The sequence below is a fragment of the Citrobacter sp. T1.2D-1 genome (assembly GCF_950098555.1).
Lineage (GTDB): Bacteria > Pseudomonadota > Gammaproteobacteria > Enterobacterales > Enterobacteriaceae > Citrobacter_A > Citrobacter_A telavivensis.
Window position 1 is genome coordinate 1 of the sequence record NZ_CATNHH010000004.1, and the last position, 21514, is coordinate 21514.

Consider the following 21514-nt stretch of genomic DNA (forward strand, 5'->3'; position numbering starts at 1 on the left):
TGATTACATCGAAATGTTTTATAACAGTAAGCGTCGGCATGGTTCTAGCGATCAGATGTCACCGACAGAATATGAAAACCAGTATTATCAACGGCTCGGAAGTGTCTAGATTATCCGTGGCGATTCAGATCGGATATTTGCAGGCATACATCAAAGCGCAATTCTTGTAATGACGAGCCTCGCAATTACTGAGGGAAAATTTCTAGGCCATGTTCGCTTAATTGCGAAACATAGAACCTTTCTGGATTGAGCCGCGGAGAAGCGGCGCTATAAGCAACGCATTCTCTGCGGAGTTGCTTGGGATCACGAACAAACTACTCACAACGAAAGTGTTACATCGATTTAATTCTATAGATTTTTACTAATAAAGATTCTGGAATGGTGGTTTAAGCTCTTCTTCTAGAATACTTTTGGCTTCTTGATAATTATTGTTCATTTTATCAATTGCACCTATTCCATCTGAATAGACTTCAGCCATTTTTCCATGAAAAAGCACATTGAATGTATGTGTTATTTCGGTGGTAATTTCCTCATGTTTTCCCCAAAGTTCTGGGTTATGGTTTCTCTCCGTGACTACATCAAATACAAGTGCTATCAAATCGACCATGTTCTCCTTATTGAACATTCCCCCAGTTGACACAGGCATCATCAGCAACTTTTCAGCATCAGGGAATGCTTTACGATCAGTGAAGAAAGTACAAAACACGCTATAGAAACAATTGATCATGCCAGCAATGTTTGCTGGTTTTGCTGCAATCCCATTAAAATTTTCTCGATTGCCCTGTAGGTATTTATGCTCGCAAAAATCGTACAAATTCACATCTTACTCCTGAGGTTTACTAAATGGCACTCACTGACAAACAAGAAATGTTCTGTCGCGAGTACCTCATCGATTTAAACGCCACGCAAGCGGCTATTCGGGCGGGGTACAGCGTAAAGACAGCTAACCGCACGGCGTCCGAAAACATGTCAAAACCTGTCATCCAAAACAGAATCGCCGAACTCAAAGCGAAGCGCAACAAAGATGTGGGTATTGATGCAGATTATGTTCTTCGTCGCTTGGTTGAGATCGACCAGATGGACGTACTGGATATCCTTAACGACGACGGCAGCCTGAAGCAGATCAGTCTCTGGCCGAAAGCCTGGCGAACGTCGCTAACCGGCATGGACATCAGCACCACGATTCAGAACTTCGACGAGGAGACGGCGGAAACCATCCTCAAAAAGGTGAAATGGCCGGATAAGGTCAAGAACCTTGAACTGCTCGGTAAGCACATCAAGGTGCAGGCGTTTAAAGAGCAGGTTGAACAAAAGGTCACAGCAACCCACAGCATTATGCTGGTCCCGTCCTGCGATAACGTTGATGACTGGGAAAAGGCGGCGCAGAAACAGCAGGGCGAGGTATTAGGTGGATGAATTACAAAGCCGTCTGGAAGCCACTGCCTGGCTCGCAATCCTTGGCATTGAGTTGCCCGTGTAACGAAATTCTCTATGAGGGAACGCGTGGGCCGGGAAAAACAGCCGCACAACTTGCGCGATTCCGTCGCCTCGTTGGCTTGGGTTACGGCTCGTTCTGGCGCGGCGTCATCTTCGATACCGAATATAAAAACCTCACCGATATCATCACCCAGTCAAAGCGTATGTACCGCCTGTTTAACGACGGTGCTCGCTATCTCGCGTCGGCGTCAGAACTTCGCTGGGTATGGCCTACGGGAGAAGAGCTACTCTTTCGCTTCGGGAAAGAAGAGAGTGATTACTGGGATTATCACGGTCAGGAATTCCCGTTCATCGGATTCAACGAGCTGACCAAGCAGCAGTCAGCCGAGTTTTACGAGATGATGTTCTCATGCCGACGCTCATCGTTTCGCCCGGAGAATTATCCTTTGGCGGATGGCAGCATGCTAAAGCCGATCCCCCTAGAAACATTCAGCACGACTAACCCGTTTGGCATCGGCCACACATGGGTAAAGAAGCGCTTCATTGAACCGGCACCTCGCGGCACCATCATTCGAGAAACGCAGAGGGTATTTAACCCGCAGACTGAGCGCGAAGAGGATGTGACGCTGACGCGTGTCGCGATTCACGGCTCATTCAAAGAGAACCCGTATCTCGATCCGCAATACATCGCGACGCTGATGGCTATCAAAGATCCTAACCGCCGCAAAGCGTGGGTAGAGGGGACATGGGATGTGACCAGCGGAGGGCGCTTTGACCACCTGTGGGATGCATCGCATCACGTCATCAAGCCGTTCCGCATCCCGGATAGCTGGACCGTTGACCGTTCCCATGACTGGGGGGAGTCGAAACCGTTCTCTAACCTCTGGTGGGCTCGTTCGGATGGCACTGTCGCGACGCTGCCTGATGGGCGTCAATTCTGCCCGCCCGCCGGGTCTCTGATTCTGATTGGCGAGTGGTACGGTTGCCCGCCTGACGAACTGAATAAAGGGCTGAACATGTCATCTACCAACGTCGCAAAAGGCGTTGCGTGGATTGATAAGCGGCTAACAGGCCAGGAAGTTGACGAACCTGATGAGATAAAACTCGATGGCGTCACTCAGGGACAACTCAACATTATGCCGGGTATCTGCAAAAAGGTTGTTCCCGGCCCGGCCGACAGCGCGATCTACAACACTGGCGATGATGAACTTTCAATCGCTCAGAAAATGGAAGTGCAGGGCGTTAAATGGGTTGAGGCCAACAAAAAGCCCGGCTCTCGCGTTAATGGCGCCGCATTGTTTGCCGACATGCTGGAGGCGGTTGTCGAAGGTAAAAAACTGGAATCCGGGATACCAGAAAAACCTGCGTTTTATGTTTTTGATTACTGCCGTGGCTGGATAAGCCGTATTCCTGTACTCGTCCGCGACAGCAAAAACCCTGATGACGTTGACACGCAACAGGAAGATCACGACTGGGACGGAACTCGTTATGAAGTTCTGCATTCACCGCCGAAGAAAGTCGGCAAAGTCACCAAACTTCGGATGTAAACCATGCCAGATATTTCGACACCCAACCTCGACTATAACGACATGGTTGAGGCGTGGGACATTAACGATGCACTGATGGGCGGCACGCTGGAAATGCGCCGGCAGGGCGAAGCCTACCTACCTCGCTGGCCGCGCGAGGACAAAGAGGACTATAAGAAACGCCTGTCTGTTGCGACGCTGCTCCCGGCCTACGAAGAAAGCATTAAGCAAAATACCGGGCGCGTATTTGCTGAGCCAACAGTGTTAAGCGAAAAAACGCCGGAAAAAATCAAAGATTATGCCGAAAACATCGATATGGAAGGCAGTCGCCTTGATGTCTGGGCGCAGCAATTCTTTAGCCTGGCGTTTCAGTATGGTCTCGCACATGCACTGGTGGATTACCCGCGCACAAACGCCGAAGAAATCCGCACAAAAGCTGACGAGCAGGCTGCTGGTGGTCGACCGTATGTAACGATGCTTAATCCTCGGCAGGTGATCGGCTGGAAATCAAAGGTTGTCAGCGGAAAAGTTGTGCTCACTGAGTTACGCGTAAAAGAAGTCATTGTCGTGGATGGTGACGACTTCGGGCAAACCAAAGTTGAGCAGATCCGCCACATCATGCCGCGTAAAGTGGAAATCTGGCGCCGTAACAAAGGTGATGGTGGGGAATCCACCTGGACTCTTTATGAAGAGTGGGAAACCAGTCGCGACGATATTACCCTTGTAACGCTCTACACCAAGAAAACCGGGTTTATGCGCGGTTCTCCGCCGCTGTTGAATCTGGCATTGCTGAATATCAAGCACTGGCAAAGCCAGAGTGAGCAGGACAACATTCTTCATGTGGTGCGTGTACCACTTCTGTCGGTTTTTGGCCTGGAAGACGATCAGGAGCTGGTCATTGGCTCATCCAGCGCTACTAAATTCAGCGACCGCGCAAAGCAGGGTATGGAATACACCGAGCACACCGGCGCTGCCATTGAATCCGGCAAAACATCTCTGGATGATCTGGAAAATCAGATGCGCCAGGCGGGTGCGAAACTGCTGCGCGCAGAAAACACATCAACAAAATCTGACGACCAGACGCATGAAGAGCATATGCAGGAAAACTCGCCACTGTACACCATGGCGAGTTCTCTGGAGGATGCACTTGATAACATTCTGCAAATCATGGCTGAGTGGATTGGTGAAAGTGATGGCGGCAATGTTGATGTGCGCACCGAACTGGATGTTACTGCTCAGACGTTCGATTCATCTGCTGCTATGGCCGTTCAGTCCCTGCGACAGGGGGGCGACATCCGCCAGGTTGATGCCGTTCGCGTGCTCCAGGCGCTTAAATTCATCGACCCTGACGTGAAGCCGGATGATGTGATCGACGAGCTGAACAATCCACCAGTGACACTGACAGGCAACAATAATGGCGACGGTTAACGAGCAACTGCGTGACGAGTCCATTGCGCACGCTATCTGGATTAGCCGCTACAGCACCGGCGTAGCCAGTCGAATGGTGAAACTGCTCAACGAAAGTGATGCTGAACTGACGGCGCGCCTGCTGGTGGCGATGGATGGCATAGAGCCGAATAGCTTTACGGTCACGCGTCTTGAAGCACTACTGGCGAGCGTACGGGAGATTAACCGCACTGCGATAAACGGCATGTTTTCCAGCCTGTCTACTGAACTGAATGACCTGGCGCAACATGAGGCGGGGTATCAGTTGAGTCTCTTTGACGCGCTGTTGCCGGAGTTCGTGACCGACGTTCATCCGCTGGTGGGTATCTCTCCAGACGCTGTTTATGCTGCGGCAATGGCGCAGCCATTTCAGGGGCGACTGCTCAGTGAGTGGGCCTCAAATCTCGAAGCGGATCGCCTCAACCGCATCAGTAACGCAGTTCGACAGGGTTTTTTGCTGGGAGATACGAACGAGCAGATAGCGCGCAAGGTTCGCGGTCACGCTAATCGCGGCTATCAGGATGGCGCGTTACAGATGAGTCGCGCCAATGCCGCCAGCATCGCGAAAACGGCAGTGGGGCACCTTGCGGCGACGGCGCGTAACAGCTTTGCTGACGCCAATAACGACCTGATGAAGGGTAAGCAGTGGCTTTCCACCCTGGACAACAGAACGACGCAGATGTGCAGGATTCGCGACCGCCTGAAGTACACGCTGGATAACAAGCCGATTGGACATAAAGTTCCGTATTTGCAGGGACCTGGAAAAATTCATTTCTGCTGCCGTTCCACTGAAACCTTCATCCTTAAATCGGCGAAAGAGTTAGGTATCGATGTTCGCGATATCCCGCCAGCGGAACGCGCCAGCATGGATGGTGTTGTGCCCGGCGATACCAACTATCAGGAGTGGTTCTCGCGCCAGTCGTTCGATCGCCAGAAGCAAATCGTTGGCGAGAAGCGCGCCCGGTTGATTCGTGATGGCGGTATGTCGCCGGATGAGTTCTACACCGATAAAGGCGAATGGCTGACGCTGGCGCAGTTGCGTGAACGTGACGCGCAGGCGTTCAGGGATGCAGGGCTTTAATCTTCAATAAATCACAACAGGCTGCCTCCGGGCGGCCTTTTTTATGGCCGCAATCCGGATGGTGAGCGGTGCAACGGTCGGATGACCAACTCAAAGGTAACAACATGAAACTGAAGACAGTAGAAGTAAACGGTAAGCACTACGCAGAAGTCGATGCTAATGGCCTGCCGGTTTACGTGCATGACGACGGGAAAGAAATTGGCTTCGATGCCGCTCAGGCTGTCAGCAAAATCTCGGCACTGAATGGCGAGGCTAAATCCCATCGCGAAGCCAAAGAAACTGCCGAAGCCAGCCTGGCTAAATTTGCCAAAATCGGTGACCCGACGAAGGCACTCGAAGCGCTGGATATGATGACCAAAATCGACCAGAAAAAACTGATCGACGCGGGTGCCGTTGACCAGGTGAAAGCGGATATCACCAAAGCGTTTCAGACTCAGCTCGATGAAGCCACTCAGCGCGCGACCACCCTCGAAGGCCAGCTCTATCAGGAAATGATCGGCGGCCGGTTCTCTGGCTCAAAATTCATCGCAGATAAAGTCGCAATCCCGTCCGACATGCTCCAGGCCCGCTTTGGTCAGTCGTTCAAAGTTGAAGATGGCAAAGTCGTTGCGTATGACGGCTCTGGCAACAAAATTTACTCCCGTTCTAAGCCGGGCGAGCTGGCGACCTTTGATGAGGCGCTGGAATTCCTGGTGGAGCAGCACCCGCAAAAAGACCACATCCTGAAGGCCAGCGGTAATCAGGGTACTGGTTCGCGCCAAACACAGCATGCTTCCGGACAGAAGACAATGAAACGTGACTCGTTCACCAGTCTGAGTCCGGCAGATCAGCAATCGACCCTCAAAGACGGTATCACCATCGTCGATTAATTTTTTGCCAGTCGTCGGATGGCGGCTGGTGCCAGAGCTGGATAGCTCAACCAACCCTATATTTAAATCTCCAAGGAATCCATACACATGGCTAACACACTTACCGGGTTGATCCCGACTATCTTTACGGCTCTGGATACCGTTTCTCGCGAGCAGGTCGGTTTTATTCCGGCCGTATCGCGCAATGCCAAATCTGATGCGGCAGCGAAGGACCAGACTGTTACTGCACCGGTTGCGCCACCTGCAACCACTGTTGACATTACGCCGGGGGCTACTGCACCAAATGACGGTGACCAGACGATCGGTACAGTTGATGTCAAAATCACCAAATCCAAAATGGCCCCAGTCAAATGGAACGGTGAGGAACAACTGGCGTTGGGGCCTGCAGGGACATACAACACCATTCTTGCAGATCAGTTTAAGCAGGCTTTTCGCGCGCTGGCTAATGAGATGGATGCAGATCTCGCGGCTTTGTATTTCGCATCCTCCCGTGCGGTCGGCACTGCCGGTACTGCTCCTTTCGGTATTGCAGGTGATTTGTCAGATGCGGCAAATGCGCGCCAGGTTCTCTCTGACAACGGTTCGCCGACAACTGATCTGCAGATGGTTCTCGGTTCTTCGGCTATCGCTAATCTCCGCGGTAAACAGTCTGTTCTGTTCAAAGTGAACGAGTCCGGTACTGATGCGCTGCTGCGTGAAGGTATCGTGGGGCGTCTGGAAGGTTTCAACATCCACGAATCTGCACATGTTAAGAAACGTGCAGCATCTCAGGCTGGCGGGTATCTGGTGAATGGTGCAAAAGCTGAAGGCGAAATCCTGATTGCGATTGATACCGGGACAGGTGCTTTTGCTGCCGGCGATATCGTGACTTTCGACGGGGACAACAATAACTACCTGGTTGCTGCGGCGACTGCCACGACTATTACTCTGGCTGCTCCGGGCTTACGTCAGGCGCTGGCCGATAATACCGCTATTACTGCTGATGGTACCTACACCGCAAATATGGCGTTCGATCGTAACGCATTTCTTCTGGCTTCCCGTACGCCTGCAATGCCGCAGGGTGGCGACACTGCGGATGATGTGATGAACGTTACCGATCCGGTATCTGGTATTACTTACCAGGTGGCGCTGTACCGACAGTACCGCCAGGTACGCTACGAAGTTGGTCTGTCATGGGGCGTGGCGGCAGTGAAAACAGAGCATAGCTGCTTAATTCAGGGTTAATTATCAGGGGGCTGCGGCCCCTTTTTAATGGAGGGTTTATGGCTGGACTAACCAAAGAGCAGCGCGCTCAGCGAGCGGCGGAAAAACTTGCTGCTGAACTGGCGGCAAAAAACAATTCTGAGCAGCAGGAGCAGCAGGAGCAGCAGGAGCAGCAGGAGCAGCAGGAGCAGCAGGAGCAGCAGGAGCAGCAGGAGCAGCAGGAGCAGCAGGAGCAGCAGGAGCAGCAGGAGCAGCAGGAGCAGCAGGAGCAGGGTGCTCAGTTGGTTGCTATGTTCACTGACTTCCCGGCATTCCCGGGTGCGCCCACCACCGCAGACATTCATCCTGACGAAGTCGAAAACTGGAAGGCGGCAGGCTGGCGCATGAAGGAGTGATTCATGATCACCTACATCATAGTGGCGGACGTTGATCAGATACTCGGTGCCGACTGGACTGATCCCAGTAAAAAAACAAAATCGGTACTGATGGCTAACACTTGGATGAATGGTCTTGGACTGAAATTACCATGTGACGAAAATACCCACGAAATCATTATCCCTGATGATGTGAAGCAGGCTGGGGCGTATGCCGCACAGGCGGCAGCGAATGGCGGGTTGTATCAACAGAAAACCAGCTCTGGCGTGCTTACCAGCGAATCAGTTGATGCCGATGGCGTGAGCGTGTCGGAAAGCTACGCCGAAATGGCAACAAACAGCACATCTTTGCTGGATTCCGATCTGCAACTGGCGCTGGCAATGCTCAAACCATACGGCGCCAACACTTCTCAGATTCGTCTTGTCAGGGGGTGATGTGGGGATTCGTGACAAGATTCAGACGAAGGTCGCAAAGGCCTTTGATACCAAGCTGGCGGATGCTGTCAACGATTTCACCGGCTCTTACGTCATCCAAACCGGATGGGATCCGGTAACGGAAACAGGCGGTGAAACCACCGTGACCTACACCGGGCGCGGCGTTCTGTCGAAATACAGTCTCAACCGCATTGACGGCGTCAATATCCTGCAAGGTGACCTGAAATTAACCGCGCTGACGAATGAAGTTACCGACGAGCCAAAAGTCGATCACATCATCACTGCACCAGACCTGATTACCGGCGAACAGCAACGCTACAAGGTCATTATCGCAGGAACCGATCCGGCGAAAGCGACATATTCCATTCAGTTGCGGAGGGTGTGATATGGCGAACGGGTGGAGTATCGACCCCTCTGTTTTTATGAATCAGGTTGAGGAAGACGTTGGTAAAAAATTGCGTTTTATCTCGCTTCAGTTACTGAATGAAATTGTCTCTCGCTCTCCGGTCGATACCGGGCGTTTCCGTGCGAATAATCAGGTGAGTATTGGCTCTCCTGAATACGGCACCACCGATACAACAGATAAAAATGGATCGGCGACTTTTCAGCAAGGCAGCGCTGTTATCGCGCAAGGAAAACCTTATTCAGTCATCTACATTCAGAATAACCTCCCATACGCGGAACCTCTGGAGAATGGTCACTCGCAGCAGGCTCCGGCAGGTATCTACGCTGTCTCATTCCACGGTGTAACACAGGCCTACAAATGACCCTTACAGAAATTCGTAACGCTGTCATTGCTCGTATGACGGCGCAGACAGCTATTGCTGAAAGTGACGTGACATACCCTAACGACCCGACATTCGACCCGAAAGGAAAGGATATTTGGGCGCGTGTGACAAACATAGCCGGTCAGGCAGGCGCGACGGAAATCGGCGCGGGTCCCGTTGTACACAGAACGGGGATTGTCATTATCCAGCTTTTTGTTCCCGCCGGTTCTCACTCATTACCAATAACTCAGGCCGCCGACAAAATTGTTTCTTTGTTCGAGTTCCGGGATGACGGCGCACTGAGCTATTTCGCAGCATCAGCATACGAAGTCGGTGATGCCAATGGTTGGTATCAATGGAACATCAACATCCCTTATCGCGCGACTTAGCGCCAAATAACAGGAGGTCACCAGATGTCATCTGGAGCCAAAGTTCTTAGTGCATTCGTGCGCGAAATCACTCCCGGAGTGACTCCAACGGGTATTCCGTGGAACCTTTTTAAACGTACAAGCTGGGGTGTTGGTCCATCCCAGAATACCAACGACAACGATGAGATCGGCGGCACCCGAATGGCGCAGGGCGCTACGCTGGGAACGGTCGATGTTGGCGGCGATGTCGGAGCAAAATTCCGCTATGGCCAGCATGATGACTTCCTGGCTTCGTGTTTTGGCGCGGAGTGGGCGGGTAATGTGCTGACGATGGGGAATGACCGTATCTCTTTCTCACTCGCAACATACGCGTCGGACGTTGGTATTGCCTCCATTGTTCGCGGCGCGCAGGTAAGTGTGTTCCAGTTGGCGGTCCCGAATGATGGCGACGTTACCGCGACAGTCACATTCGCCGGGCTGGGTTGGGACTCAAAAGCAGACGATACGAGTTACATCACCGGTACTCCTGCGGATAATGCTGGCGAACTGCGTTACTCGTTCAAAGAGGTCACAGCAATCAACCTGAACGGGATCGACGGCGGTGATGGTTTCTGTATCGATACCTTCAACATCCAGTTCGACAATAACGTCCAGACGCAGCGTTGTATCGGCACCGGTTCACCGTTTGCCGGGGCGAACATCCCTACCACCTTTACGCCGTCTGGTTCGATCACTTTGTCGTGGTCAAAAGCCGCGTGGGAGGTCTGGAGCAAAACGCTTACCGGCGCAACCGTGCCATTCAGTTTCACGCTGGCGAACGACGAAGGTCAGTACACTTTCACTTTCCCGAAAGTGCAGGTCGCTGGTGACTGGCCGGATGGCGGCAACACCGAAATTATCCAGGTTCAACTGGATATCACTGCGGCCGACGAGTCGCCGACGATTACCCGCGCTGTTACCGTCCCAGCCACAGCAATCAGCGTAACGCCAGCAACTTCATCAGGTGATGTCGGTACTTCCGTTACGCTGACAGCGAGCCTTACTCCGGCTGGTGCGACTGATGCTGTGCAGTGGGAGTCATCAGATCCGACTGTCACAACGGTGGTATCGACAGGCCAAAAAACCTGCCAGGTAGACAGAGTTGGCGACGGCACTGCAACGATAACCGGTAAAGTGCGAGGCTTCACCGCCACAGCCGAGATTACCGTAACTGAACCATAAGTTTTCCCTTGCCCGTTCCGCTCTGCATGGCGGCGCGGGCTTTTTTCATGCAGGAGTTATTAATGATCATCTTAACCCCACGAATTGATATTGGTGGCGAGCGCTGGTTTACACCACTGAAAGACCTGAAACCCATTGAAGGGCTGAAACTACTCGTCAGCAGCATTGATAACGATCAGTACCGCTCGCGTAATGCGCTTATCCGCCGCCATATTGAAAGATGGATGCCAGTTACCAGGTGGGAACCAGCGAATTTAACTTGTCAGTGGTCGGGGAAATTGACTCTGCCGATGACCTGCTGATCGACAACTGCGCGCGTTACTTGCTAAAAGACTGGAAGGGTGTCGGTGAGCTTGTTGATGGCGAAGAGATTCCGATTGAGTACACGCCGGAACGCGGTGCTGCACTTATGAAACAGGAACCGGCGATTTACTGGCAAATTCTGGCTGAAGCTGCCAGCATCGCCCAGGGAAAAGAGCAGCAAAAGCAGGTAACCGTAAAAAAGCCGTCGAAGCGCAAAAGTGGCTTATTGAGTTCGGCGGGGAGAAGGGCGAAAAGGCAAGGTGGCGAAGGGAGAAATTAAAACTCCCGCCAATTCCAGTGCCTGAAATTGACGGTGTGACAGGGGAAATCCTCAACGCCTACTCCGTTATCTCCCGCTCCCGTCTGTATGCAGGGATGGCGGGCGCACCGTTGCCGATCTCACTTCATGATATTGAGCGCTTTCTTTCTGCACGCCCCGTCCTCATTGACCGAGAAGAATTTGATGCTGCGATATTCGCACTTGATGATGCATGGCGTGAGCAGTGGGCTAAAGAGCAGAAGAATCCAAAGACAAAGATCCAGTAAAAATCTTACCGCTGGTCTTTCCATTTTTTTTAATCCCTTACAATTGGTATGGTTTGTGCAGTTTTTAATCACAATTGTGAGGATATTAAAATGAGTTTTCTATTAAGACAGATAGATGAGCGGGGAAATATTGATAACGAATGTGCGATTTATCATTGCCTGGCGGACAAGAATGAATTCAGCGCATTGCTGGCTGACAGTGAGTATATAAGAAATTGCTCTATCGACCACCATCTAGGTAACGCATATCAATTTCGTTGCTGCAACTGCAAAAAAGATGATGTTGTTTTTGTTCATACAAAAATTGGTGTAGCCAAATCAGAGACGCAACCCTCTGGAATGACAATACATCATGTGTATCTTGGGTTGAATTCCGCCGTTTGGGGTGACTACGACGACAGATTAACCATGCTTGAATTGTAATAAGTAAACTAAGTAATTGTTATTTGAAAACCCGCTCAGGCGGGTTTTTTGTTGGAGAAATAATGAAAATATATAGTGCATTCTTTCATCCAAATGGATTTTTTATCAATGCCGAATGTCCCCATGACTTTTGGGTGTTACTGAGCCGGAGTCTGGGGTGGGGGAAATTTGTTCGCATTCGTGATGGAGACCCGGTTTCTACAGGAGGCCGTGCAACGCTGTTTGAATTGCGTGAAACGCGTCCGGCAAGCGAGCCAACCCCATATCCAGTAATTTCAGATTCAAATGTTTTATGGCATCTTCAGGAAGCTTGCGAAGTGTTGAAATCATTGCCGACTTCTCCTCTTCTGTCGCTAACCCGGACGAACTGATAATAGATTCCAGTGTATTTATGGTATCGCTATGAAGGCGGACATTTACAACATTCAGGATGGCACCTAATCCACCATCATTACGGACGAAGTCTATACCCTTACTGGTTATCGCCATCAGGTCATAGGCAATCTCATAGCCCCCGCCAATATATTGATCTATACGGCAGGTGAGCAGGCCATGTCCTTCGAGGTATCTCAGGTTGGCGATGTAGCTATGCTGCCCACCGAACCGTTGCTCAAAACTCTGGCTAATCTGACGGGTTATGCCTTCTGGAGCCGCTTCGTACAGAGCCATGAGGATATCTCGTTGAACTGAGCGATCAAACTTATCCATGCTTATTTTTCCTTAACAGAGGTAATCAGCCATCCCTCTTTACCTGTGTGCGCCAGTGTCCCACCACTGACGGGCTGAACCTCAACCATAGCCAGGTATTTAAATTAGTAACACCCTGATATTCAGACAGTAGCCGCCACAGTGCGGCTTTTTTATGCCCGGAGATCTCAATGTCAGAACAGACATCCCGCCTTGCCATCATTATTGATAGCACCGGCGCAGAAAAAAATGCTGAAAGCCTGACCAGCGCCCTACATGGATTGACTGAATGGGGGCAGAAAGCAGCGGCCAGCGCCGGGAAGGTAACAAAAGCCACCGAGGAAGAATCGGCAGCATTATCGGAACTGCTTGACCGCATTGACCCGGTTAACGCTGCGCTGAATAAGCTGGATAAACAACAGCAGCAACTCGTGAAATTCAAGTCGAAAGGCATGCTGGACGATGAGACCTTTGATGTCTATTCGAAAAAAATCGATGAGGCACGTAACCGTCTCACCGGGTTTTCCGCCCAGTTGAAAAATACTGGCATGTCTGCAAAGCAGACCGCTTTTGCCATGCGACTTGTTCCAATGCAAATGACCGATATCGTAACAAGTTTAGCGGCAGGGCAACCACCATTGATGGTTCTGTTACAACAAGGGGGTCAGTTAAAGGACATGTTCGGCGGCATTGGTCCGGCAGCCAAGGCTATGGGGGGATACATTCTTGGGTTAGTTAATCCTTTCACCCTGGCGGCAGCCGCTGTCGGTGTTCTTGGACTGGCTTATCACCAGGGGAGCCAGGAACAGGATGCTTTTAATAAATCACTTATCCTGACGGGTAACCAGGTAGGGAAAACATCGGGGCAACTGGCGGACATTGCTGCGCGCGCTGGTGTGGCGGCAAATTCAACCACGGGAGCCGCAGCGTCGGTACTGAATCAACTGGTAGAGTCAGGAAAGGTTGCCGGTGATTCGCTGGAGCGGGTGACTACTGCCGTTGTTAAAACAAGCGAAGCCACTGGAATTGCGACAGACCAGTTAGTTGGTGATTTCAACAGCATCGCCGCCGACCCTGTGGCAGCCATCTCCAAACTTAACGACCAGTACCACTTCCTGACGCTGGCGACTTACAACCAGATTAAAGCGCTTCAGGAGGAAGGGAATCAGCAGGAAGCGGCGCGTGTTGCCAGTGAAGCCTATTCTTCATCGTTAATTCAGCGCTCGAATCAGATTAAGGAAAACCTCGGCACACTCGAAAGGGCGTGGAATTCGCTGGGAGAAATGGCTGGAAAGGCATGGAATGCCATGCTTAATGTCGGTCGCGAATCATCTGTTGAACAGAAAATTCAGCAGACTCAGGATATGCTGGACCGCGCTAGAAGTGATCTGGCAAATATGCAAAAAGGCGGTTCTGTAGATACTGGTAATTACGGATATGGTCGCCAGAGCGATTCATTAGGCGCGCAGCAATCACGACAGAGGAGCAAAGATCAGGAAACACTGGTCAGCAACCTGGAGAAGCAACTCTCTTTGCTACAAGGTGAGGAGATCTCACAGAATCTCATCAACGGACTGGTTGACGACAGGAACAGGAAAGAGCAGGAACACATCAAGATTCAGCAGGATGCGGATCGCGTCAACCAGCAGTTCCTGTCGAATGCTGATAAGCGCAATAAAGCTATTGAGCAGCAGAAAAAGTTCCTGGACGCCGGCGCAATCAGCGCGGAACGGTACGCGAAAAATATCTCGCGCATCAATGAAATGTATAAAGACCCAAAAACGCCAGGAGCGCCAAAAGGTAAAGCCGTTACTGAAGATGCAGGGCAACGCATGATTGATCAGCTCAACCAGCAAAATGCCCTGCTGGTTACTCAGGCTGAAGCAACAAACAAACTGTCTTCTTCTGAACAGGAACTCATCAAATGGCGTCAGCAGCTTTCCTCTCTGGAAACACGGTCACCATCCCAATTAACTACCGCACAAAAATCGCTACTGCTTCGTAAAGACGAAATTACTTCATTGATGGAGCGCAATGCCCAACAGGAGAAAAATAACCGCCTGATGAAGGAGGCGACGGAACTTGCATCGTATCGCAGCACGCTTGAGATGGGACTGGATAATTTACGGGCCAGCTATGCTGTTCAGGATTCTGGTTTCGGTCTGGGTGAGAAGCAGCAGAAACAGACGCAGGAACTGCTTCAACTGGAACAAAAATATAATACTCAGCGACAGCAACTTGATCGTGATTATGCAGATAAATCGAAAGGTATGAGCGAGGAAACGTATAACGCTAAATCACAAATGCTGACCGATGCGTTAGGCCGCGAGAGGGCAATAATGCAACAACACTATGAAAACCTCGACGCGATGAACAATGACTGGCTGGGCGGCGTGGAGCAGGGGTTTCGAAACTGGATGGATACAGCATCGACATATTCTACCCAGATGTCTGGCGTTGTTCAGGGAGCGATGAGTGGTCTTGTCGACACGATGGCCGATGGGTTAAGCGGTAGTAAAGCGGACTGGAATGAGTGGTCTATGAGTGTTCTGAAGTCCCTTCAAAAAGTGCTACTGAACGCGATGATCGTAAACGGCATCAAATCAATGCAAGGCGCAGGTATTTGGGGCTCGTTATTTGGTTCAGCGAACAGCGGTGGATCGACTCCTTCCGGAGCCTATGGCAGTGCATCAAGTGGGCTGGATTTCTTCAAACAAAATGCTAAAGGTGGGGTTTATGACTCTCCATCACTTAGCGCATATTCTGGCGGTGTATTTGATTCACCGAAACTTTTTGCCTTCGCAAAAGGCGCTGGTGTATTTGGTGAAGCAGGGCCGGAAGCAATTATGCCACTTGCCCGAACGCCTGACGGGAATCTGGGGGTCAGGATGATGGGAGCGCAGGGAGGGGGCTTCTCTGGCGACATAATCGTCCAGCAAACGATTCATGTTTCAGGAAATGGCGACGCTGCATTGAATCGCGCAATGGAAGATGCTGCCAGAAAAGGGGCTGACGACGGCGCCAGACGGGCCAGACAGGAAATGCTTCAGGATTTTCAGAGCCGTGGGCAGGGGCGGAGATTACTAGGAGTTTAACAGATGGCTGATGTATTAGAGTGGCCAGGGCCTCGCCCTTCATCCCTCAACTGGTATCTCGAGTCGAATACCAAAACATTCAGATCTCCATTCAATGGCTCATCCCAGGTAGCGCGCTTTCCGGGAGCCCGGTGGAAATGTACTGTCGGATATGACGTTCTGGATGACGCTCAGGCCAGAAAAATTGAGGCAGTACTGGCGTCACTGGACGGTGAATATGGACGTGTGAAAATTCGCGACTGGGGGCGTGATGGTGGCTCGACTGCCGCCGCAGTGTTAGTGACGGATGCGAATCAAACAGGAAGTAACCTTTCAACTAAAGGCTGGCCGGCTAATACAATGGTGATGCAAGCCGGTTACTACCTGACTGTAAATTCGGAACTGAAAAAAGTGACTGAGGATGTATTCAGCAATTCCAGCGGTGTTGCTGTGATCCCTATATCCCCAATGCTGCGGTCATCTCCAGCGGCAAATAGTACGGTAGAGGTGCGAGAACCATGGGGGATATTCAAGCTTTCAGATAACTTGCAGGGCGCATTTGACCGTAAACCGGGTGGGATAACGTCAATGACTATTGAATTTGAGGAGGCGTTTTAATGTTGTATTCCCCATTTTCTGACGCAATGGTTGACTGGCTTTCCCGCGACCGGGTGACAGTGGTGATCGCTGCCAGTGTTCAGTTTGAATCCGGCACTGTTTACGTGCATTCCGGTACCGGCCCGATCGTGCTGGGTGGTTATGTTTATTACGGCATGGGGCGCATGGGATCGATTGATGATGCTACCGAGACGAACACGACCAGCCCGACGCAGGTGAAGATGACACTTTCCGGGCTTGACCTGTCACTGTTCGCCAAAACACTTAATGAACGCTGCGTTGGTCGCAATGCTGAAATCTATCTGGTTGCGATGAACGATAACGGTGTGGTGCAGGTTGCCGATCTTCTGTTTAAAGGGAAAGTATCGGGTACCGGGGCTACTGCCGGGGAAACCAACGCCCTGCAATACACTATCAGTAATATTTTTGAAGACTGGCAACGACCTTTCCCGGATCGCTATACCGACGAATCACAGCAAGCCTCTTATTCTGGCGACCGCATATTCCGCTATGTGGCGCAGATGGCTGAGCGTTCCATTTTCTGGGGCAACAAAAAGGATGCGCCTGGGTTTACTTATAAGTGAGGAAGCATGAAGCACCCTGACTGGCAAAACAGATTAAATGCAGTGATGAAGGCCGCCATTGAGCGGCCTTTTTCATGGGGTAAACATGACTGTTGCCTGTTTGCGGCTGACTGCGCACAGGCCATGTGTGGCGATGACTATGCGGCAGACTGGCGTGGAACTTATGACAGTGAAACCGGCGCAAAGAAAGCGATTCTTACAGGTGGCGGGACGCTGGAAAAAGTGATCGGCAAATACCTTGACGAGGTTCCGGTGAAACTGGCGCAGCGTGGTGACATCGCCATCGTCGAGAACGGCGGGGCAAAGTGCGCTGGCGTGGTGTATTCCGGTTCGGTCTGGGTGCCTGGTGAAAATGGTCTGGTGAGTTTACGGGTAAGACCGCTGAGTGTCTGGAGGGTTCGTTAATGCCGGCTGCTATTCCTGTCATTGCGACTGTTGCAGCAGGTGCTGCTGCTTCGTATCAGTACTACGGGATCGCAATGGCGATCACCGTTGCTGCCCAGGTCGCAACTCAGGCTCTCACCAAAAAACCATCCATCGATTCATACCGTGACACATCAGAACGTAAACAGGTTCTTCGTGCGGCTGCCAGCGCCAAAACGGTTGTTTATGGACGTACCACTGCCGCCGGTACGTTGTTCTTTTCAGAAGAGCAGCCAGGCGAACAGGCTGACGGGGAGATGCTGCATCTGGCGGTAGCCCTCGCAGGGCATTCATTATCCAGTATCGGAACGGTATGGCTCGGCGACGAACCCATCAGCAGTTATCCCGAGCATGCCTCATTCCAGTTGCACACGAACCGGCAGACAGCGGATCCATTCATGCTGGCGAACTGCCCGTCATGGAAAAATGACATGATCGGCAAGGGGATCACATGGCTTCGTGTCTCCCTGAAATTCAGTGCAGAGAAATTCCCTTCCGGTATTCCCAATATCAAGGTAGAGAAGTTTGGGCGCGTCGTATACGACCCGAGAACAGGCCTGACCGGATACAGTAACAATGCGGCGCTGGTTATCCTGGACTATTACCGCAACTACCTGAAGGTTCCTGATTCAGACATCAACTGGGATCAGTTTCAGGAAGCCGCCAACATCTGCGATGAGGATGTGATCACCGGCGGTAATACCGTCGAAAGACGCTACACGATCAACGGTGAGTTTGACCTCAGCGAAAACAAGGTGAGCATTCTGGAGGGGATGCTTGCGGCCTGTGCAGGAGACGTCACCTATATTGCCGGAAAGCATGGTTTGCTGGTTGGTGCGTACTATGGCCCGGCAACGGAAGTGATCACTGAAAGCCAGCTGGCCGGTGATATCGAAATCATGCCGGAAGTCTCTCAGGCGGAACGTGTTAACACTATCAAGGGAACATTCGTCGATCCGCAACAGGGGTTTACTGAAGCTGATTTTCCATCCGTATCTGTAAGCGAGTGGGTGGCGGAGGACGGCGTCGAAATTTCGCAGGATATGAAACTGCGATTTGTGACGAGTGAGTTTCAGGCTCAGCGCCTGGCTGATGTGAAGTTAAAGCGTACCCGTATTGCCAGAACGATGAACGTTACGCTGAATCTCAGCGGCTACCGATATCGTCCCGGAATGTATGTGAAGGTCAATTTCCCGTCTATCGGCATCGTGAACGTTGAGATGCGGGTGACGGACTGGAAATTCGGTGTGCAGAATGGCGTGCAACTGACACTGAAACAGGAAACGGCTGATGTATGGGGTGATGCTGTTGGAAAGCCTATAGAGCGGCCTCCGTTCACTCAGTTGCCGTCCGGTGGTGTTGCCCAGCCGCAGAACATGAAGTACACCGTCGAAGAAATTGGTCAGGTGGTCCAGGGGATACTGTCCTGGGAAAATATCGGGCAGGTTGTCTATAACAAAGTCGTCATTCGTCGTAATGGCCAGATGGTGCTTTCTGCCCAGGTGCCGGGTTCTTTCACTCGTCTGACTGGGTTGCCAAGGAATACCTACACGGCTCATGTTTCAGCGGTGAATCAGATGGGGGCTGAATCGCCGGAAGCTTATCTTGAGTTCAGTGTTGAAGCGCCGCCGCCGCCCTCGCATGTTGATATTGAGCAGGGTTTCTTTGCGGTGACGATGATCCCCCGCCTTGCTGCTATCACCAACGTTTCTACCCAGTTCGACTTCTGGACATCAGGTGAGACGCAACTGTCGGGCACCTCAACTGAGATCGTTGAGGGCAATGCCAGCAGAGAGGGGATGGGTACCACCTGGACCAGCAATCAGTTGCAGGTTGGACATACCTATTACTGGTATATCAGGACCATTAACGCATTCGGCGCTTCTGCATTTATCGAAGTCCCTGCTCTGTGCTCAATGGATACAGGAAGTCTGATCGACCTCATTGATGATTCTGTTCAGAATTCCGAAGCGTTCCAGAACGTTAAAGGCGGGGTTGATACAAACCTTGAAGGCATAATGGAAAATGCCCTCGCCAATCACGGCACGGTTCAGCGTCAGTTTGAGCAGTATGGTGAAGTCAAAGCCGAAGTTATGACGGTGACCACTACGGTTGCAAATCTGGATGGCGCATTCGCTGAACTGGCTGATTATGTACAGGCGCAGATCGGGCCGGATGGGGAACTGATGGCGGCTGTAAATCAGAAATTAACAGCTGAAGTGAACAACGATGGTACTGCGAAAGCGTCGTACACACTGAACCTTGGAATTGTCAGAAACGGTGTGAAATATAACACCGGGTTTGGCATGTCCATCGAGCCTTCAGGCAGCACATATAAATCCACAGTGGTTTTTGCTGCTGATCAGTTCGGCATTTATTCTGGTAGCGATCCGGGAAATTACACCGCCGCCTTCTTTGTCTATAACGGGCAGGTATTTATCCGCGATGCGCTTATTCAGGATGCCAGTATCACCAATGCCAAAATTGCAAACTATATCCGTTCCAATAATTTCCTCGCCGGAACACGTGGCTGGAATATTGATAAGAGTGGTGACTGTGAATTCCATGGAAAACTGTATGCGACCAGCGGCCAGTTTGCATTTAACGGTGTGAACAATACGGTCGTTATTAACGGGAATGGAATTACTGTCAATCTGTCTGGTGGCGGGCGCGTCGTTGTTGGTAAATGGTAGGTGAATTATGCCGGAAGGTATTCTGATTGATTATAACGATGGTCGCCCGGTGATGGCGATTACAGCGGGGCTTCGTGCCCCGTCATTTTGTACGAACTTCTCGGGGCGCGGCACGGCAGGTAATCAAATGACAATAAGCACTCCGCTAACGGCCGGGTCACAGGTGATTGTCGTTCCAACGAAGCCGGTCGAAGTCCAGGAAATCATCGATAACCAGGTATTTCTTCAGATCCCCGTATCGATGGCGTCAGTTGCACGAAATGGAAATAGCGGAGTAATCATCAACGGCGGTCCTCAGTTCGGCTACAACCTTACCCCGCAGGACTGGCGCGGCACGGTTCTTGAGATATTGCCAGCTGGAACTTATAACACCGGCCTGCTGGTGGCTGACTCTACCGATTTCACTGCTATATCGAACAACGCTAAATTAATGACATGCGCATGGGTTGGGCAGTGGGTTGTGAATGGGTCTCGTGCCCTTCCTGTTAGCGGGATACCCTTCGCCCGCTGGGATAACGGAGGTGTATCAGTAGGATTCGACGGCACCAATATTATCGTGCGGGATACTAATTATACCGGGTCTGACGACGTTACAGGGAGCGTTACATTAGACCTGGTCATATTCAACAACACGGCCCCGGTTGGGGGACCTGGTATCACCATGACTAACGCAGCGGGGCAGGTGACATTTTCCACACTTAAGCGCCCGTTTATTTACGAACGCCTTCTGGCCGTGTCCGACAGTAACCAGTCCGTAGGAACCAGTTTTACGCAATTATGTTTTGTCGGGTCAAATAGCCGCAAGATTGGCGATTACGATAATGTGCGCTTTAAGGGGATGATTCGGTCCGGAAATAATATTCGTGCCGGGCTTAATCGGGTTGTTGGTAACTATTATAACCAGGGATTCGACAACAGGTTTAACCAAAACATCTCAATGCCAATCCTTGTCCTTCCCCCTATGTATTGAGGAAATAATATGTCAGCAGGAACATTAACCCTGACCAATAACTCAGATTTGGTCTCCGGGGCAGGCACCTCATTTTCCACAGAACTGATCGCAGGTGATTTCGTTGTCGTTATTGTTGGTGGTGTTACTTATACGCTGCCGGTTAAGTCCGTCGAAGGTGATACTGAAATCACCCTCATCAGCAAATATCCCGGACCGACACAACAAGGTTCTGCGTGGAATGCAGTACCACGTGCCACACAGAACCAGGTTACGGCGGCGCTGGTGGTGCAGAGCACCGAGGCATTGCGTGGGCTGAACTACGACAAGCAAAACTGGCAGGCCGTATTCAGTGTGGACGGTCATATCACCGTCATGTTGCCTGATGGCTCATCGTTTTCAGGCCCGTCATGGAAGAGCATTGCAGAAACGCTGAGCACACTTGATGTTGATTACCTTAATCAACTTGCCGCTCAGATCAATCATG

Annotated in this window: 23 protein-coding genes and 2 pseudogenes; 23 read left to right on the plus strand and 2 right to left on the minus strand. The window is 51.3% G+C overall.

The features are described from left to right. A partial coding sequence (locus tag QQZ17_RS05830) for an IS3 family transposase (RefSeq protein ID WP_131023897.1) occupies positions 1–109 on the plus strand: 109 nt, incomplete at its 5' end. Positions 110–361: 252 nt separating this feature from the next. Here the strand turns inward: QQZ17_RS05830 and QQZ17_RS05835 are convergent. After that, a complete protein-coding gene (locus QQZ17_RS05835) occupies positions 362–820 on the minus strand; it encodes a hypothetical protein (RefSeq protein ID WP_152405008.1) in 459 nt (152 codons plus the stop codon). Between the two features lie 23 nt (positions 821–843). Between QQZ17_RS05835 and QQZ17_RS05840 the strand changes: the two genes are divergently transcribed. From QQZ17_RS05840 to QQZ17_RS05910, 15 genes and pseudogenes are all read left to right on the plus strand, one after another. Further along, complete coding sequence (locus tag QQZ17_RS05840) at positions 844–1416, plus strand: terminase small subunit (RefSeq protein WP_152405007.1); 573 nt, start codon at positions 844–846, stop codon at positions 1414–1416. Continuing rightward, on the plus strand, positions 1413–2984 hold the full coding sequence (locus QQZ17_RS05845) for a terminase (protein ID WP_152405006.1): 1572 nt from the start codon (positions 1413–1415) through the stop codon (positions 2982–2984). Before QQZ17_RS05840 ends, QQZ17_RS05845 begins: the two co-directional genes overlap by 4 nt. A 3-nt stretch (positions 2985–2987) precedes the next feature. Next, positions 2988–4391, plus strand: coding sequence for a DUF4055 domain-containing protein (locus QQZ17_RS05850; protein ID WP_152405005.1), 1404 nt, complete (start codon positions 2988–2990; stop codon positions 4389–4391). Further along, the gene (locus tag QQZ17_RS05855) at positions 4378–5490 is read left to right on the plus strand and encodes a phage minor head protein (RefSeq protein WP_152405004.1); all 1113 of its coding nucleotides are present in this window, start codon (positions 4378–4380) and stop codon (positions 5488–5490) included. The genes QQZ17_RS05850 and QQZ17_RS05855 overlap by 14 nt, the downstream gene beginning before the upstream one ends. A gap of 104 nt (positions 5491–5594) precedes the next feature. Beyond that, a complete protein-coding gene (locus tag QQZ17_RS05860) occupies positions 5595–6359 on the plus strand; it encodes a DUF6651 domain-containing protein (protein WP_152405003.1) in 765 nt (254 codons plus the stop codon). A gap of 87 nt (positions 6360–6446) precedes the next feature. Beyond that, complete coding sequence (locus tag QQZ17_RS05865) at positions 6447–7583, plus strand: P22 phage major capsid protein family protein (protein WP_152405002.1); 1137 nt, start codon at positions 6447–6449, stop codon at positions 7581–7583. A 38-nt stretch (positions 7584–7621) separates the two neighbouring features. Further along, positions 7622–7957, plus strand: coding sequence for a hypothetical protein (locus QQZ17_RS05870; RefSeq protein ID WP_284554115.1), 336 nt, complete (start codon positions 7622–7624; stop codon positions 7955–7957). A gap of 3 nt (positions 7958–7960) precedes the next feature. Then, positions 7961–8371 (plus strand): protein singed, encoded by a 411-nt coding sequence (locus QQZ17_RS05875; RefSeq protein ID WP_152405000.1) that lies wholly within the window; start codon positions 7961–7963, stop codon positions 8369–8371. 1 nt (position 8372) lies between these two features. Beyond that, a complete protein-coding gene (locus QQZ17_RS05880; protein ID WP_152404999.1) occupies positions 8373–8756 on the plus strand; it encodes a glutamate 5-kinase in 384 nt (127 codons plus the stop codon). Position 8757: 1 nt separating this feature from the next. Beyond that, entirely contained in the window at positions 8758–9138 is a 381-nt protein-coding gene (locus tag QQZ17_RS05885) for an HK97 gp10 family phage protein (protein WP_152404998.1), read from the plus strand. Further along, on the plus strand, positions 9135–9527 hold the full coding sequence (locus QQZ17_RS05890; RefSeq protein ID WP_061077246.1) for a phage tail terminator-like protein: 393 nt from the start codon (positions 9135–9137) through the stop codon (positions 9525–9527). Before QQZ17_RS05885 ends, QQZ17_RS05890 begins: the two co-directional genes overlap by 4 nt. Positions 9528–9551: 24 nt before the next feature. Beyond that, positions 9552–10727 (plus strand): phage tail tube protein, encoded by a 1176-nt coding sequence (locus QQZ17_RS05895; protein WP_152404997.1) that lies wholly within the window; start codon positions 9552–9554, stop codon positions 10725–10727. A gap of 62 nt (positions 10728–10789) precedes the next feature. Continuing rightward, positions 10790–11235: pseudogene (locus QQZ17_RS05900) on the plus strand (hypothetical protein); the annotation flags it as partial. A 92-nt stretch (positions 11236–11327) separates the two neighbouring features. Further along, the gene (locus QQZ17_RS05905) at positions 11328–11576 is read left to right on the plus strand and encodes a hypothetical protein (protein WP_044268218.1); all 249 of its coding nucleotides are present in this window, start codon (positions 11328–11330) and stop codon (positions 11574–11576) included. Positions 11577–11666: 90 nt separating this feature from the next. Next, positions 11667–11999: a hypothetical protein gene (locus QQZ17_RS05910; RefSeq protein WP_152404996.1), complete on the plus strand. Its 333-nt coding sequence runs from the start codon at positions 11667–11669 to the stop codon at positions 11997–11999. Positions 12000–12197: 198 nt separating this feature from the next. On the opposite strand, the gene QQZ17_RS05915 is transcribed toward QQZ17_RS05910, so the two are convergent. Continuing rightward, positions 12198–12707, minus strand: coding sequence for a hypothetical protein (locus QQZ17_RS05915; RefSeq protein ID WP_152404995.1), 510 nt, complete (start codon positions 12705–12707; stop codon positions 12198–12200). A gap of 170 nt (positions 12708–12877) precedes the next feature. Here QQZ17_RS05915 and QQZ17_RS05920 point away from each other — a divergent pair, with 170 nt between their 5' ends. The 7 genes and pseudogenes from QQZ17_RS05920 to QQZ17_RS05950 all read left to right on the plus strand — a co-directional run. Continuing rightward, positions 12878–15781: a phage tail tape measure protein gene (locus QQZ17_RS05920; RefSeq protein ID WP_152404994.1), complete on the plus strand. Its 2904-nt coding sequence runs from the start codon at positions 12878–12880 to the stop codon at positions 15779–15781. A 3-nt stretch (positions 15782–15784) separates the two neighbouring features. Next, entirely contained in the window at positions 15785–16378 is a 594-nt protein-coding gene (locus tag QQZ17_RS05925) for a hypothetical protein (protein WP_044268228.1), read from the plus strand. Next, the gene (locus QQZ17_RS05930) at positions 16378–16962 is read left to right on the plus strand and encodes a hypothetical protein (RefSeq protein WP_152404993.1); all 585 of its coding nucleotides are present in this window, start codon (positions 16378–16380) and stop codon (positions 16960–16962) included. Before QQZ17_RS05925 ends, QQZ17_RS05930 begins: the two co-directional genes overlap by 1 nt. Before the next feature lie 6 nt (positions 16963–16968). Then, on the plus strand, positions 16969–17367 hold the full coding sequence (locus QQZ17_RS05935; RefSeq protein WP_152404992.1) for a DUF6950 family protein: 399 nt from the start codon (positions 16969–16971) through the stop codon (positions 17365–17367). Beyond that, a complete protein-coding gene (locus QQZ17_RS05940; RefSeq protein WP_152404991.1) occupies positions 17367–20078 on the plus strand; it encodes a phage tail tip fiber protein in 2712 nt (903 codons plus the stop codon). The genes QQZ17_RS05935 and QQZ17_RS05940 overlap by 1 nt, the downstream gene beginning before the upstream one ends. 7 nt (positions 20079–20085) lie before the next feature. Further along, positions 20086–21048 (plus strand): DUF6453 family protein, encoded by a 963-nt coding sequence (locus QQZ17_RS05945; RefSeq protein WP_152404990.1) that lies wholly within the window; start codon positions 20086–20088, stop codon positions 21046–21048. 9 nt (positions 21049–21057) lie between these two features. Further along, positions 21058–21462 (plus strand): annotated as a pseudogene (locus QQZ17_RS05950) (hypothetical protein); the annotation flags it as partial. Positions 21463–21514 lie beyond the last annotated feature (52 nt).